Source organism: Paenibacillus sp. 1-18 (genome assembly GCF_000520755.1).
Lineage (GTDB): Bacteria > Bacillota > Bacilli > Paenibacillales > Paenibacillaceae > Paenibacillus > Paenibacillus brasilensis.
In genome coordinates this window covers 42,851-58,682 of record NZ_ASSB01000204.1, presented here as the reverse complement: position 1 = coordinate 58,682, position 15,832 = coordinate 42,851, and the positions used below count along the sequence as shown (strand labels likewise).

Here is a 15,832-nt window from a genome sequence, read left to right as displayed (position 1 = left end):
AAGTCACGGCTGACCTCAGTCAGCCGTATACGGGACCGCCGATAATTCATTTCCAGCTGGTCCACCTTTTCAATCGTTTCCGCCGTTTCCTTCAGAACACTTTGAAGCTCCTGATTTAACGTGACCAGCTCGATCCGGGCCGTGTCCAATATTTCGAACATCTGATATTTGCTGTTCTCCATCACCTGGATGGCATTTTTAATGACTCGGTCTATGATATCGGCTTGAAAGTCCACAAATGTTCTACTCCAATCCTAGCATTTCAAGTATATATCATACCATATCATGACTGGAGGGTGATGGTCTTCGTTTCTTGTTCCCATTTTACAGTCATCCCTAGCTGCTCAGACACAAGTCTTAATGGGACTAAAGTCCTACCATCTAGCACTATAGGCGCTACATCCGTGCTCTGACGCTTTCCGTTCAGAACAACTTCTTTTTCCCCTACGGTCAGATCCATCAGCACACCGCCGCGCATAATCGTAATCCGCTGATCGCCTGCATTCCACTTGGCCTGCCCACCAAAAGCATCGAGCACATACTTGATCGGCACATACGTTGCCCCATTGCGTGTCATCGGAGCCGCATCAATCGCTGTCGCTACTCCGTTCACGCTCATTGATTTTTGCCCGATTGTCATCTGAGCTGTTCCTTTTTTGAGTCCTTCGGTACCAACCGTTCCCGGTGTATTAAAAGAAATATTATCAAAAGCGACATTGCCTGTTTTAGCGCGCTCATCCTGACCCTCTGCGACATTGACCACATAAAGACGCTTGAGCTTCGCCGGATATGAAATTTTCAGTCCGCTCATGTCTGCATTAATTGTTTTCCAGCCATTCCAGTCAATTACCTTGGCCAGATCAATATATGCCGTTTGGCCTTGAGCATCCTCCAATTCTGCCCGCAGCCAGTTCAGACTTTTATCCCCTCTCACATCCACAGAGATGGATGAAGCCGCTTTTTCAAGCGTTTTTCCGGATGTGCCGTTCAGTTGGGCATAAGCATACATTTTGCCACTGCCGTTTGTCATATCATAGTTCAGCTCCAGCACCTTAGAGTTGGCATGATCCCCATCTCCTTGCACAACGGCAGCTGTCCCGGTAACACCAGCTACATTCGAAGTAAAATCAATCGGATACGAAACATTTTCAAAATCCTCCCAATCGCTTGTACTTTCCCCACCTGCAGACAGGAAGACAACCGCACTGAAACCGTCATAGCGACCGATGGCATAGCCCGTTTTCACACCCGAGTCCACCGAGTTGACTGTAAGCTGGTTGTCCTTGACACTTCCCTTAAAGCCGATGAACTCCCACTTGAGGGCATCTGACGTAATGCTGACGCTTTGACCATCTTTTGTCTTGGCCGTTACAGGTACAGCAATTTTAGCACCAGCGGCGAGTGAGCCTGTTCCACTTCCTGCAGTCAATGATGAAATTTCATCTGCTCCAAGCACCGTAACCTTGGTCGTTGCGCTTGCTGAACCACTGGAAGCTGTTAGTGTAGCAGTTCCTGGTTTGGCTCCTTTTACAACGCCACCACTCACTGACACAACAGCCGGATTGCTGGACTTCCACGTCACTTGTACTTTCGAAGTATCGAATGGATTGTAGTAGTTGTCATATCCTTTGAAGGAATAGCTTCCGGTCTGACCGATCAGCAATGTTTTATTGCCTTTAATGGTGAAGCCTTTAAGCGTCCCTTTAGGAGCACTGGTATATACACCCACTCCATTTACGATGCTGCGCTGCTCCGTGCCATATTCGGTATTAAACGTGAGCTCTGCCGTCGTATCTCCCAAATCGCGGGTTACCATAGTAGTAGAACCGCCCCCGTCAAGGTTCATCCCTTTCCAGACGCCAATATCCTGCATCAGGGTTTGCAGCTCGCTCAGAGAGACACCAACGCTGTTCCCGTTCTTCTCAACGGCAATGACATAAGCGTAACGCTTGTCACGGGAATATCCCAAAGCTGTACGCGCACGGGTCCCGCCTATGCTTGTTGTGCTCCGGGAATACGAGGTTTTCTGACCGTCATTTACTAATATGGTATGTCCACCAATCATCATTTGAAGGTTGGAAGGATCTACTTCACTCCCTGTCGATTTCACACGAAGGTGATAGCTCGTTTCTACCGTCTGTCCCACAGTCAGATGCTCTTTGGCATATTCAGCCGCTTTACCATGAGTACGCAAAATATAGCCATCCTGCGGGACGGTCATATTCAATCCAGCGTTGCTGGAGACTTGCGTAACCACGCCGTTTTGCACCAATACCTCGGTAGGCGTTGTCGAGCTGTTTTTTGGACGTTCCACTGCCTTCCAGGCAGATGTATAAATATACATAGCATTAGAGTGGCTGTAGCTGCTTCCACTCGTTTCAGGCGTATATGAAGCCTTGTTCATCCCTGCCAAAGAAAAGGATGACCCATCCCCGGCCTTTACTGTACCTTCAAAAGTAAACTGCTCTACCATCGGAGAACCGTCCTTGGTTACAGCAAAGGCATACATGCCTGTTAAATCAGACGGAGTAGACATTAACACACCCTTGGATACTTGTCCGCCAATCGGCGCTCCCTCGCTGGAGGTATTAAAATAATCTCCGTTTACACCAGCAACCGCACCAGTTTCTTTTGCCATACCACCTGTACTCTGACGGGTCGTAAACTGTCCGTTCTTCCCGGTCATGACATCCAGCTTGACGTATGGATTTTGCAAGTCTACCCGGATAATATCAGCCAGTGCTGTTCCTTTGGAACCCTTAAAACGATATTGCATCAAAGTTGCACCAGAGGTAATAATTTCTTCACCTAACTTTACCGTTGAACCGGAGGCTGCACTTGCGATTGGTGCAGATATCCAACCATTCAAGGGGATTAGAGTCCCTGTTCCAGCAACCGGTCCTACCCATAATACTCCTGCCAGTGTCAGAACAGCCCATCTCTTAGTGATTCTTCTACCGTCCACTTTCTCATTGCCCTGTTTCCTATTACTTAAAAACATTTGGATAATAGCTCCCATCTTCATTGTATTCAAACGGAATGATCCGTACGTGTACGCTAGCAATAAACAAAAAAAGTCTTCTTATATTAATAGACTTATTATAAAGGCAAAAGTTACGAAAATCCCGTCAACTTATTCACAAAATCGAAAACAGCGAATTGACGAACACAGTATGGGCGAAATATAATACGAATGAACTATTAAGTTCAAAACATACTAATGAGTTCAGGTCTATTTTTATTGACCTATCGGGAGGTTTGAAATCATGAATAAACAACGGTTACTTACCGTACTTACTTTATCCCTGAGCATAGCAATCGCTGGATGTTCCAGCGTGGAGAAAGATGCTAGTCTAGGCTCAACTGCACAGCCAACCGTTGTGCGTACTACAGTTGTCAAATCCTCTCCGCTCCATACTGCCTATAACTTGTCAGGCACTCTTCAGGCTTATGAGGAAAACACACTGGCTTTTCAAAATGGAGGCACCGTAGCCAGTGCAGATCTCACTGTCGGTACTGCTGTACAGAAGGGAGCTGTTATTGCTCGTTTGGATGACGCTGATTACAAGCTCCAAGTGGCACAGGCGACGGCCTCCATCCTGGAGGCACAAGCTGGTATTGATAACGCACAGGCTAATTTACAAGCTGCTAGCTCTGCGATTCAATCCGCCGATGCTGGCATTACAGGAGCTCGCGCGAATGTCAACAAGATCAATAAAGGTGCACGAGCTCAAGAGAAACAGCAAGCGCAAGCCACTGTAGATAAGGCACAAAGTGCCTATAATAAAGCCAAGACGGATAGTGAGCGTACGCAGAAGCTGTTTGAGGCAGGCGCTGCCACCGCATCAGATAATGAGAATGCTCGCCTGAATGCTACTGCGGCCCTGAAAGATCTGGAGCAAGCCACGGAATCCCTGTCCCTTTTGCTGGAAGGGGCCACAACCGAAGATCATCAATCCGCCCAGGCTTCCTTTCAAGATGCGCTTGCAGGTAAAAGCAAAGCCCTTGCTGCCAGTGAGCAGGCTGCAGCTTCCAAAAAACAAGCCCATGCCAACTACGAAAAAGCCCTTGTTGCCAAGGGGCAGGCAGAACTTGCGCTTTCACGCACCCGTCTAATTTCTCCTGTGAACGGCGTTATTTTAAGCAAGAGCGTGAATACAGGTGACTTGGTCGCTTCAGGCCAAACCGTCTATCGCATAGGCTCAATTGACCGTCTCAAGGTACTGCTTCCGGTACCGGACAGTGAAATCAGAGATTGGAAGAAGGGGCAATCTGTGAATGTGATGCTATATGAGGAAAGCCGTCAAGGCACTGTTTCCAATATCTACCCTTCAACCAGTGCCAATACGGGAATAGTCAACGTAGAGATCGTTATAAACAATCCTCAGCGGGACTGGTTACCTGGTCAGGTGATTAAAGCTGCTCGACAGGTGACAGACAAGAACGGCATTCTCGTTCCCGCTGAAGCGGTCATTAACACAGGAACAGAGCCTTTTATCTTTAAAGATATTAAAGGAAAAGCTGTTAAAACACCCGTAAAGCTTGGCGATCAGGTTATAGAAAATCAATTACAAATCGTATCTGGCCTTCGTGAGGGCGAACGTATTGTCATTAAAGGGGCAGAAAATCTATTTGACGGCAATGCGATTAAAGCGGAAGAAGGCGGCCGCCCATGATTGAATATTTCGTAAAAAAGCGAAAAATTACGTTACTTTTTTTTGTTATGCTTGTTTTAGTCGGAGCTTTTGGATTTTTCCAATTACCACAGCAGGAAATGCCAGATGTCACCATACAAAATGCTATGGTAACAACAGTCTATCCTGGTGCTTCACCGCAAAAAGTTGAACAAACCGTAACCAAGGAGCTGGAAAAGCGCATCAAGGAAGTAGAAGGTGTTAAAACGATTACATCGACTTCCGGTAACGGATTCTCCTCTATTTTAATTGAATCCAAAAATGGAGTTGATCCACAAACAGTCTGGGATAATATGCGTAAAAAAGTACAAGATGCGCAAGCAGATCTTCCGGAAGGTGCTGAAGTTCCCGTGGTGAATGATAAGCTGACCAGTTCATTTATCGGCTCCTATGCGCTGGTAGCTGACTCCCCTGCACCGCTATATCAGCTCAATGATTTAATCACAACGTGGAAAGATCAGCTCAACACCATACCAGGTGTATCCAATGTCAAGTTCAACGGGCTCCCTGACCAGGAAGTGCGTGTCCAAATCGATAATCAAAAGCTTCAACAGTACCATCTGTCGTGGGGACAGGTCGCACAGGCGATCCAGTCACAAATCGATCGGGTTCCGACCGGCGATATTGACTACAACGGACGTACTTTTCAGCTCATTGTCCGGGAGCCCCAAAAAGCCGAGGAATTAAATCAAGCCATTCTGACTCGGACTGAGGAGGGGGCTCCCGTCTATTTGCGAGATGTTGCCACGACCGAGCTGGCACACGCCAAAAAGGAATACTTTGCCTATGTAGAAGGAAAACCTGCCATTACGCTAAGTATTGGAGCAGAAAAGGGCACAGACGTCCCGTCTATGAGCAAAAAGGTCAATGCCAAGCTTCAAGAGTTAGAAAGAACCCTTCCCGATGGGATTCGGCTTGAAACTCTTTTTGCACAAAAGGATCAGGTAGACCATATCTTCGACGATTTGCAACGCGAGACAATCCTAGCAATTGCAGCTGTGATTCTCGTTTGTATGTTGGGCCTGAATTTGCTGACTTCTGCTTTTGTCGCACTGGCGATTCCAATTTCGGTTGCCATTGCTATTATCTTTTTGCCTATGTTCGGTATTACACTAAATCAAATTTCGGTTATCGGTCTAATCATAGTACTTGGCATACTTGTCGATGACGCTGTAGTGGTAAATGATAATATTGAGCGGAGGCTTACGGAACTAGGGGAATCACCCAAAGATGCAGCTATCAAAGGTACTAAAGAAGTGATGCTTTCGATTTTGGTTGCATCACTGGCTACCATCTCAGCCTTTGCTCCACTACTGTTTTTGCAAGGAAATGTAGGTGCATTCATCAAGCCTATTCCAGCCATTGTTTCGCTGACCATGCTTGCTTCCATGATCATGTCGCTCACCATCATCCCCATTTTCCGGGAATGGTATGAGAAACGCAGACAGAATCGTCAACCTCAACGTAAAATGAAGCCTGCAGGCTTGTTGGGCCGGCAGATTCAGTCTTTAAATAAGCTGTATTCACAAAAGCTGATGCCCAAAGTCATTAAGCGTCCCTTGCTGACTGCAATGGCAGGACTCATGCTTGGAACAGCCGCTTATGGATTGGTTCCATTTACTGCAGTCGAACTCTTTCCCGATTCGGAGGACCCTCATGTCGCATTCAATATAAAGATGCCTATAGGCACCTCCGTTACAGAAACGGATCAGGTCGTCAAAGACATTGCAGACTGGATCAAGAAGCAGCCAGAAACCTCCGAGGTCGTCTACAGTGCCGGAGGAGCTGCACCGCAGCTATTTAGTGATATTAGTAGTTCGGGTGGAGATATTAGATATGATGAAACCGTGGGACAAGTTGCGGTCGTCGGCAAAAAAAATACTTTTGATCTTAACACGACAGTGGATGCCTGGGAACAGCATGTTAAAAGGTCATATCCTGAAGCTACAATCACGGCACATGTTCCCCGTCTGGGAATCCCGGTAGGCAAACCTGTTTCCATTCGGATTTCCGGTCAGAATCTGAACCAGTTGCAAACCCTTGCCCAAAAGGTAAAGGAGCAGATTGCCACAGTGAAGGGCACAACCGGCATCGTGGATGATATAGGGATTGAAAGATATGCACTGGATCTGCAAGTCAACAAGCAGGCTATGGATCAATACCTGGTAAGTTACACGGATCTGACTCGTACTTTGCTTTTATTAAAAGAAGGAGCGAAAGTCAGCCAATTTGACACTGGCAACGACCTGGTGGATATTAAATTGTATTTGAATCATAGCAATGAGGAGCCTAGCACCCTTTTCCAACAATTAAGTGTGGTCAACTCTGCCGGTGTGCAGATTCCATTAAACCAGCTTGTACAGATCAAGCCTTCATTTGCAATTCAGCAAATCAAGCATTACAATATGGAGCGGACGATTACGGTAGAAGCCGATTTGAACGGGCGTACTGCAAGCGAAGCGATGGTGGATGTAAAAAGCAAATTGGCACAAATGAAGTTCCCTGAAGGCTATAAATGGGAGGTAGGCGGCGAGACATCCGATCAATCCACCATATTCGGAGATTTAGGGAAGCTGTCGATCGTTGTAGTTCTACTCATTTTACTTTTGATCACTATGCAGTTTTACTCGCTGTCCATCCCTATTATCATTATGACGACCGTATATCTGGCAGCAGCCGGCGGGATCATTGGTATTTTCTTGACTGGTATGCCTATCGGTTTTATGAGCATCATGGGAATTATTGCTCTTGCAGGCATTGTTGTACGGAACGGAATTGTGTTAATTGAATTTATTGAAGATGCCCGGCACGAAGGAATGGAACTAAAAGAAGCCGTGATACAAGCTACCGCTGCCCGTTTCAGACCCATTTTATTGACTTCTCTGGCTGCTATTGTAGGAATGATTCCGTTAGCCCTGCTGGGAAGCCTTCTCTTCAAACCACTGGCCTTTACCGTCATTTTCGGTTTGTTGTTTTCAACTATGTTAACCTTGTTTGTCGTGCCGTCCTTGTATATGATTTTGGCCAAGTTCAAATTGCGCCGTCAGCTCCAAAAACAACAACACACGGTTATGACACCCGATCAGCCTTTATAAAACGCATGGAGTAATGCGACGTGTGCCGGACTGGACCCTAAAAGGGGAGTATGTATGGAAAGCAAAAAGAATGATATTCTACAGGCAGCCATTCGGTTGTTCTCCAGAAAAGGCTATTCTTCGACATCTGTCGAAGAAATTGCCAAAGAAAGCGGGATGGCGAAGGCATCCTTTTATAAATATTTTCAGGGAAAAGAAGAATTGCCTCTGGAAATGTGTATCATTCTGGAGAACAATATTGAACAAGACATCAGGGCACTTTACAGTAAACCTGATCTTACGAATGAGGATAAGCTGCACGACTTTATTGTACTTTATTTAAGAAATCTGGTTAAAAACAAAGTCTATTCGATGATGGATCTTCCTGAGCCGTCCATGCTTATTTTCCAAAATGAACAGCTCAACAGCACCTTCGAACAACATGAATATAAATTGTACAAATGGGTATGCGACTGTCTGATTGATGTTTTCGGATCTGACATTGAAGATTATGTATGGGATATTACTTTTGTGCTTAAAAGTGTTGTATTTGAATATATTCGTTTCTTTGCTGACCGGATGAACGATGAAACGATTGAGCATCTTACGCAATTCATCATCTTCTTATCCAATTCTTTAGTTGCCAGCCTGAAGAGTACTGATTCGGTCTATCATTTGTGGGGCAGTCCAGGCTGGTTACCTGAAAGCACTATAAGCAATCCCTTCGATCAGGGCCGCCAGATCAATGTCCTTCTTCACTCTCTGGAAGACAGTATACTTCTGTCTTCATGGAGTTTGGAGGATAAGCAAGAGTACCAGCAAATTTCCACTCTACTAAAGGAAGAAGCTCTGAAAGCGAACCCTCAGAAAGGGCTCTTAAAAGCTCTTTTTTCGTATTTGGAGCAACGTAAGGAACTGCAAAAGGTTTGCCATTTACTCAAAAATTTATTAGACCTTGCACCGGAATCGGAATAATAGCCAACCATTCGGTGCAGTTAAAACAGATTTTCAGACGCCGATAAAGTAAATTTTGCTGAATCTGCTGTAGTTAGTCTGCGAAACATAACTAAAAAAGACTGCTCATTTACATGAGACAGTCTTTTTTAGTTTATTGCTTTTATTTATTAACATACCAGGAGCTACAGACCCGCTTGTTCTTTCAGAGTATCTGCTTTGTCTACGCTTTCCCAAGGTACATCCAGGTCTGTACGGCCAAAGTGACCGTAAGCAGCTGTTTGCTTGTAGATTGGACGACGCAGATCCAGCATGCGAATGATACCTGTTGGGCGAAGATCAAAGTTGTTGCGGATCAACTCAACCAGCTTCTCATCGCTTACTTTACCTGTACCGTATGTATCTACGTTAATCGAAACAGGTGTAGCCACACCAATAGCATATGCAAGCTGAATTTCTACCTTGTCTGCCAATCCAGCTGCCACAAGATTTTTCGCTACATAACGAGCAGCATAAGCAGCAGAGCGGTCCACTTTGGTCGGATCCTTACCGGAGAATGCTCCTCCGCCATGACGTGCATAACCACCATACGTATCGACAATGATTTTACGCCCTGTCAGACCTGCATCACCTTGAGGGCCACCAATAACAAAGCGTCCCGTCGGATTGATGTAATATTTGGTTTGCTCGTCCAACAATTCAGCAGGAACAACCGGCAAAATTACCTTTTCTTTGATGTCTGCTTGAATTTGCTCCAGTGTAGTATCCTCTGCATGCTGTGTAGAAACCACAATTGCATCGATACGAACAGGCTTGCCATTCTCATACTCAACGGTTACTTGCGTTTTACCATCTGGACGAAGGTAATTAAGTGTTCCATCCTTACGTACTTCAGACAAACGTCGTGCAATACGGTGAGACATAGCAATAGGCAAAGGCATCAGCTCAGGGGTTTCATTCGTAGCAAAACCAAACATCAAACCTTGGTCCCCTGCACCAATGTTTTCTGTTTCTTTATCCACTTCAGCAGGATCACGGCTCTCCAAGGCAGCATTAACACCTTGAGCAATGTCCGGAGATTGTTCATTTAAAGAAGTCAATACAGCACAAGTATTGTAGTCAAAACCGTACTTCGCACGTGTATAGCCAATTTCCTTGATCGTGTTTCGTACAATGGATGGAATATCCACGTATTCCGATTTGGAGCTGATTTCACCAATGACGAGAACGAGACCGGTAGCTACCGATACCTCACACGCTACCCGTGCATTAGGGTCATTAGCCAAAAAGGCGTCCAATACAGCATCGGATATCTGATCGCAGATTTTATCTGGATGCCCTTCTGTTACAGACTCGGACGTGAACAAATGACGGCCCTTTACAGACATGAACTTCAACCTCCCATAATTAAAATACATGAGGATTTATACGAGAAATCCTGACATGACGATGGTATTATTCAGGTACCTTCAAGCCAGCATATGACAGGGAAGATAGCTTTTTCACCTGACTAACAAAAAATGAACCTTTTCCGGTTGGAAAAGGTTGCGTACAAGCCTCAAATGCCATGATATCTTATTTAAAACAAGGTGTCAATTCATATGCTCAATTACAAGCTTCAAAGTCGGAATAAGTTTACACGTAAATCAATTTTGATTCACATGCAAATAACTGCACTTTACAAGCTAATATATTTAGTTGAAATTATTGCAATTTATAATGCACCAAATTCAGATAAGCTACGTTCAGCAGATTGTACCAATCGCTTCGTAATCTCTCCACCAACAGAACCGTTTTGTCTTGAAGTTAAATCTCGCCAAGCCACATTCCCATTCCCCGCAAACTCTCCAAATTCCGCAGCAAATTCACTGTCAGTGTTGGGATGTATATGAGAATATTGAGGGTTATAGACAGGGAGCCCAAACTCCGCAGCGATTTCATACTTCAAATCATGTAACCTGGCACGGCTTTCAGGAATTAATTGTCTTTGGCCTCTTGACGCCATTGTACACACCCTCCATTAAATGTATTGTCTTTCATGAGGTTAGTGTGCAGCGATTAGATGTCACTTAGCCAAGAACAATTTGCTATCCCAAACAGTATTTACGAACAAAACAGTTTACTGTATCGTATAACCGCCTCGTACCATAACGACCAAGCCAAACTTTTGCCCTTCTTTTACCTGAATACCTCTTCCTTCTCTAGGAAACGATAATAGATGATTTTTTTCGACAGCCTGATTATGAACAATTTCTGTTCCAGAAGTAATATCAATAGCACCACTGGCATCCATACTATATACAACAGCATACCCATTGCGTAAAATAAATTCCGCTCCAGCTTTGGCAATTAACTTTTGACCAGGCTTTATATCAACAACCTTTAATTCCTCAGTCTGTTCTACTGCTGTTGAAGCCTTGCCTGTATTAGACGCTCCCGAAGCTGTCGCACTAGAAGTAGCGCTTGTTGTGGATGCTGTTGAACTAGTCGTTTTACTATTACTGCTACTTCCTGATCCTCCACCTTTGATTGCCTGAGCAATTTTCTGATCAACATAGCTTTTAGTTACGACTGGATCATCAGCTGTACCTGGTTGTCCAGGGTCGGAGGCCCCATTTACTGAATTATTCATTAAGGAGCCTGCAACAATTCCTCCACCAAGTAAAACAGTAGCCAACGATATTTTATAGCGTGATTTCATGGAATCCTCCTACAGCAGGTTAATGCATCTGCAAAAACACTTTGTGTTCGTATTATTGGCTTGCTTCAGAAGAAGCACCTTTCATAGCCCACGGTTTATCAAATGCCATTTTCAATGTATCAATATTTGTAACAATATCTTCAGCCTGCTGTTCAGCAGTGGTTACTTTCAAATTAGCCTCATAAACCTGAAGCTCAGTAGCTAAGCCAACATCAAATTGCTTTTTAGTCATATCAGCTGCACTTCTAGCGCTCACCAAACCAGCTTGTATTTGGGAGTACTGACTTTCCAATCCTTTGATGTTGTTATAAATGGTTCTTACAGCTTCTTCAAGCTGTCTCTTTGTACCCTCTGTTGCATACTGAGCTTTTTCAACATCAAGTTGTTGAGCTTCGTATGGCGTATTTCCTGGCGCATTAAAATTGTAGAGTTTCAAGCTCAATTCAGCTAAATCTACTTTTTGTTCACTTAACCAAATAGCAGTGCTGCTAGTAAGTACTTGGCTCACTTTAGTTTCCACATTATCTTTAAACTCAGAATAAACAGGCTTATCCTTTAGTTCATAACGTTGTTCCGGTTTATAGCCAATTACTTGATTCAAAGATACATATGCACTATCCAGATCTTTTTTAGCCTTTTCTAAAGTAGCTTGATTTTGAGTTAATTGATTGGTGGCTTGAGTCACCTCATAATCACTCGACATTTGATTATCTCTTTTAATTTGTACAACTTTCAGTTTGCGCTCAGCATCTTCTATATTCAATGCAGCCAGCTTAACAGCATTTTGCTTTTGAAGAAGCTTGTTATAAAGATCTTTTACATTATATTCAATACCTTCTTTGGTCATGTCCAGGTTCTTTTTGGCGGCCTCATAGTTAAGGTTAGTTTGAGCATAACCTTTGAAGGCTTTATCTTGCGCTTCATCGCCTGCTTCTGCAGGAACAAATTTAATATCCTTCCCTGTTTCTTTCATGATTCTTCCAGATTGATCAATATTCGTTTCTGCTGTTTTCACTGAGGTACTATCAGCTATAGCCAGTTTAACTGCATCATCATAAGTCAAAGAATCGTTATAGTAGGTATCATAAGTAACTTTAGTCACAGGAGCTGCAAAAGGCTTACTGGATAAGCTGTTGCTTTGATCACCAGTAGTGATTCCATCAGCTTGATTTGAAATGGTTACTGTCCGTGTAGTCTGATCCCAATTTACTTTGGCGCCTAATGATTGACTCACAAAACGTAAAGGAACGAATACTTGACCCTTCTGAATTTGAGTTGCCGCATCCAGTTGTACAGGCGCACTATTCTTATAAGCCAGTTTAGAACCAACATTTAGAGCTAACGTATCATCATTTTTGGATGCTGTTACTTTTTTAGCTTTGCTATCCCACTCCACTTGCGCTCCCAAACTTTCAAAAACGCCGCGAAGAGGCACCAAGGTTGTATTTTGACTAATCACTGGGGATTGTGTATATTGCTGAGTTACACCGTTAATAATAACCTTTATATCACCTGATTGAGCTCCCGCAAGATTGGCGAACATAGAAGTAAGAGCCAATGTGGACAGTAGTGCCACTCCAAAACGTTTCATAATTTCTCTCCTTTGTCAATAAGGCTAATAAAAGAAAAGGGCTCCAAAAGGAACCCTCTTCTCATCTAATTCAGTTAACTCAAAAGAGCTGCTCTTAAATTAGTTGTTGTTTTCAACAGTAACTGTTTTTGCAGTTGCATCATAGTTAACAGCTGCATCCAGTGCTCTACCTACCCAGTAGATAGGCAGTACAGTACGGTTTTTGTTAGTTACAGCTTTAACGTCCATGCGAATCACAGTACCGTTAACAGTCAACAGGTTAGTGTTCAGTTTGATTTGGGCAACAGTGTTACCTTTGATCAGGGTAACTGTAGAAGTTGCTTTGTCAAACAGGATGTTTTGTGGAGATACACCCAGAGCTTCAGCAGCATAACGTACTGGCAAGTAAGTGCGTCCGTTTTGCGCATAAGCAGCTACATCAGCTGTTTTGCTTTCGCCGTTCACAGTGTAGGAAGTGCTTCCCAGTGTGAAGGTGGCTTTAGTTTTAGTAGCACCTGGAGCTGGAGTTCCAACAGTTGCGATTGCTACTTCAGCAGCTGCAGTGTTGTTGTCTTTCCAGTTTTGAGTGTTGTCAGTTGCGCCTTTGTATGCAGTGTAAGAAACTGCGCTACCTTTCAGCTTAGCAACGATGTCGCCTTGAGCTACAGTACGGTCAACAGTCAGCTTAGGAGCCGAGATTGTGATTGTACTTGGAGTAGCACTTTCGCTATCAATGTAGAAGCTCAGACGGCCTTTATCGCTTTCGCCATAAGTATCAGTAGACACGCTCTTCACTTTAACGTCACCAGCTGTAACTTTTACATCTGGAGTAGAAGCAAAACGTACGCCTGTTGGCAATTCCAAGATTACTTCACGGCTACCATCTTTCTTAACGAAAGCTTCTTTAGCAGCTTCAGTGATTGTGATATCGCCAACTTGTTGATCGCCCAGACCGATTGTCAGGGTTGGTTTGGAAGCAGCAGCCAGAGTAACTGCTTGTTTCACAGTTGCAACCTTAACATTACCGCTCAGACCTTGGCTACCAGCAACTTCAACGTTCAGATCACCGGAGAAACCTGGTTGCGTAGCAACTTCAACGTTTTTCAGTTTCAAAGTACCTGGGTCAGTAGTGCTGCTAGGATTGTTGAAAGTCAATCTCAAAGTACGTTTGTCGGAGTCAGTGTAAGATACTTTCACGTTACCCATACCATTAGTATTTTCGAAAGAACCAACGAAATTTTCTCCTGGGTTATTGCTATCGAAAGTAGACTGCCAACGAGCACCCTCAGGCAAACGCAGAGTTACTGTACGACCTGAAACAAAAGAGTGAGCTACTTTCTCTTTAATTACGATATCGCCAATTTTTTGCTCGTCATGTCCAGCAAGAATTGTTGTTGGAGTAGCAACGGAAACGCCACCACCGATTTGTCCATAGCTACCAACTACGAGGGAGCTAACGTCAGTGGTTGTGTTACCAGAGATCGTTGCAGTAATGTCGCCTTCTTTAGCGTTTGTTTCGTCATCAACGTAGAAGCTGATAGGCAGATTAAATGTTGTTTCCTTAGAACTTACCTTTTTCAAGGAGACAGTCAGAGTATCACCATCAACTTTATAATCTACATCGCTCGGTGCAAGGTCACCATACAGAATAGTAGCAGTGCTTGGAGCGTTCCATTTAAAACCACTAGGCAGTTTCAGCTTGATGTTATTATTGTTAGCCAAAGAAGCTGCAGTTTGCTCTTTAACTTTCAATGTTGCAGTGAAATTATCAGTGTTAGAAACAGTATCCAAAGCGGACAAAGATACTTGACCGGAAGATACTACGTTTGCAATTGCAACTTCACCGCTAGTCAAACCACTTGTAGAAGAAGCATCGATGGAAGCTTTCACTGGTCCATTGCTAGGTCCAGCAACATTGATGCTTGCAAAGTTCAAGTATACTTTTGCACTATCCAAAGAGTTTTCAAAATTGAATGTTACACGTGCAGAGTTATTAGTTAGTTGTTCAACTTTCAGTGGCTCAGCAGGGAAAGGATTGTCAGTAGTCGCTTTAGATTTATTGTCACCAGCGTCAACATAAACACCTAAACCATAAGTAGCATCACTAGCAGAAGTTGTAGCACCAACTGCACCTTTCGAAGCAGTACCGAAAGTGAAGCCTTTAGGCAAAGTAACAGTGAACGAAGAATTTTTAGCAACAGAAGCTTGGGAAACGGTAATTCTTGCTCTACCTAAAGTAGCGTTGTCTTGCTGTCTAGAATCGATACTTGGAGTATACACGGATTCATAGCTAGAAGCTGCATGGATAGCAGTTGGTGCAGTCAATGCTGCGATTGGAGTTGCTACACCAGCAACCAATGTCGCTGTTGCCAGCACGTTGATCATTTTTTTGTTAAACTTTGTCATAACCTTTTTTTCTCCTCCTTGAATATAAACAGAAATATTATTTTTGTCTTTTTGTCGGATCTTGTCACTCATCAGTCGTTACACCTCCTTTCCGAGCTTTATGAGAACCCTTATAAAATGATATCTGTGACAATATCACAGAAGCTTGGAATCTAGTTGAAAGAAAGCGTCCATTTATGACGTACTCCAGTATTATACAATGTGATAACAATGCCGTAAAGATTTTTTTTAGCGAATTTTGTCTTTACGCTTTTGTACCCCTTTGTTTCATACTCACCCAATTAGACGTAGCATAGGTTTAAAAAGTTGCGTCAGTTTCAAAAAAAAAATTTTTTTTTTTGATTATGTATTCCGCTTTCCACAGTCATAATTATACTATTAAACCTGTTCCTTCGTCATCCTACAACTTTTACCTTATCAACCTTAAATGTAC

The 15,832-nt window shown here is 43.7% G+C and carries 9 protein-coding genes and 1 pseudogene; 3 read left to right on the top strand and 7 right to left on the bottom strand.

Annotated elements, in window-relative coordinates; genetic code table 11:
* Nucleotides 1-236, bottom strand: a pseudogene (locus tag L693_RS28065) (histidine kinase); the annotation flags it as partial.
* 47 nt (nucleotides 237-283) lie between these two features.
* On the bottom strand, nucleotides 284-3,001 hold the full coding sequence (locus tag L693_RS0112865) for a stalk domain-containing protein (protein ID WP_025717601.1): 2,718 nt from the start codon (nucleotides 2,999-3,001) through the stop codon (nucleotides 284-286).
* A 265-nt stretch (nucleotides 3,002-3,266) separates the two neighbouring features.
* Between L693_RS0112865 and L693_RS0112860 the strand changes: the two genes are divergently transcribed.
* The 3 genes from L693_RS0112860 to L693_RS0112850 are packed head-to-tail and all read left to right on the top strand — an operon-like array spanning nucleotide 3,267 to nucleotide 8,743.
* Entirely contained in the window at nucleotides 3,267-4,676 is a 1,410-nt protein-coding gene (locus tag L693_RS0112860; RefSeq protein ID WP_025717600.1) for an efflux RND transporter periplasmic adaptor subunit, read from the top strand.
* Nucleotides 4,673-7,789: an efflux RND transporter permease subunit gene (locus tag L693_RS0112855; RefSeq protein ID WP_025717599.1), complete on the top strand. Its 3,117-nt coding sequence runs from the start codon at nucleotides 4,673-4,675 to the stop codon at nucleotides 7,787-7,789. The genes L693_RS0112860 and L693_RS0112855 overlap by 4 nt, the downstream gene beginning before the upstream one ends.
* A gap of 54 nt (nucleotides 7,790-7,843) precedes the next feature.
* Nucleotides 7,844-8,743 (top strand): TetR/AcrR family transcriptional regulator, encoded by a 900-nt coding sequence (locus L693_RS0112850; protein ID WP_025717598.1) that lies wholly within the window; start codon nucleotides 7,844-7,846, stop codon nucleotides 8,741-8,743.
* Between the two features lie 164 nt (nucleotides 8,744-8,907).
* Here L693_RS0112850 and metK read toward each other — a convergent pair whose 3' ends face one another.
* The 5 genes from metK to L693_RS0112825 form a co-directional block, all read right to left on the bottom strand.
* Entirely contained in the window at nucleotides 8,908-10,110 is a 1,203-nt protein-coding gene (gene metK / locus L693_RS0112845) for a methionine adenosyltransferase (RefSeq protein WP_025717597.1), read from the bottom strand.
* A gap of 326 nt (nucleotides 10,111-10,436) precedes the next feature.
* A complete protein-coding gene (locus L693_RS0112840) occupies nucleotides 10,437-10,727 on the bottom strand; it encodes an alpha/beta-type small acid-soluble spore protein (RefSeq protein WP_025717596.1) in 291 nt (96 codons plus the stop codon).
* Nucleotides 10,728-10,841: 114 nt separating this feature from the next.
* Nucleotides 10,842-11,423 (bottom strand): hypothetical protein, encoded by a 582-nt coding sequence (locus L693_RS0112835; RefSeq protein WP_025717595.1) that lies wholly within the window; start codon nucleotides 11,421-11,423, stop codon nucleotides 10,842-10,844.
* Nucleotides 11,424-11,475: 52 nt separating this feature from the next.
* Nucleotides 11,476-13,014 carry a stalk domain-containing protein gene (locus tag L693_RS0112830; protein ID WP_025717594.1) on the bottom strand — a complete coding sequence of 513 codons (1,539 nt, stop codon included), beginning with the start codon at nucleotides 13,012-13,014 and terminating at the stop codon, nucleotides 11,476-11,478.
* 99 nt (nucleotides 13,015-13,113) lie between these two features.
* On the bottom strand, nucleotides 13,114-15,471 hold the full coding sequence (locus L693_RS0112825; RefSeq protein ID WP_025717593.1) for a copper amine oxidase N-terminal domain-containing protein: 2,358 nt from the start codon (nucleotides 15,469-15,471) through the stop codon (nucleotides 13,114-13,116).
* Between the last annotated feature and the right edge of the window lie 361 nt (nucleotides 15,472-15,832).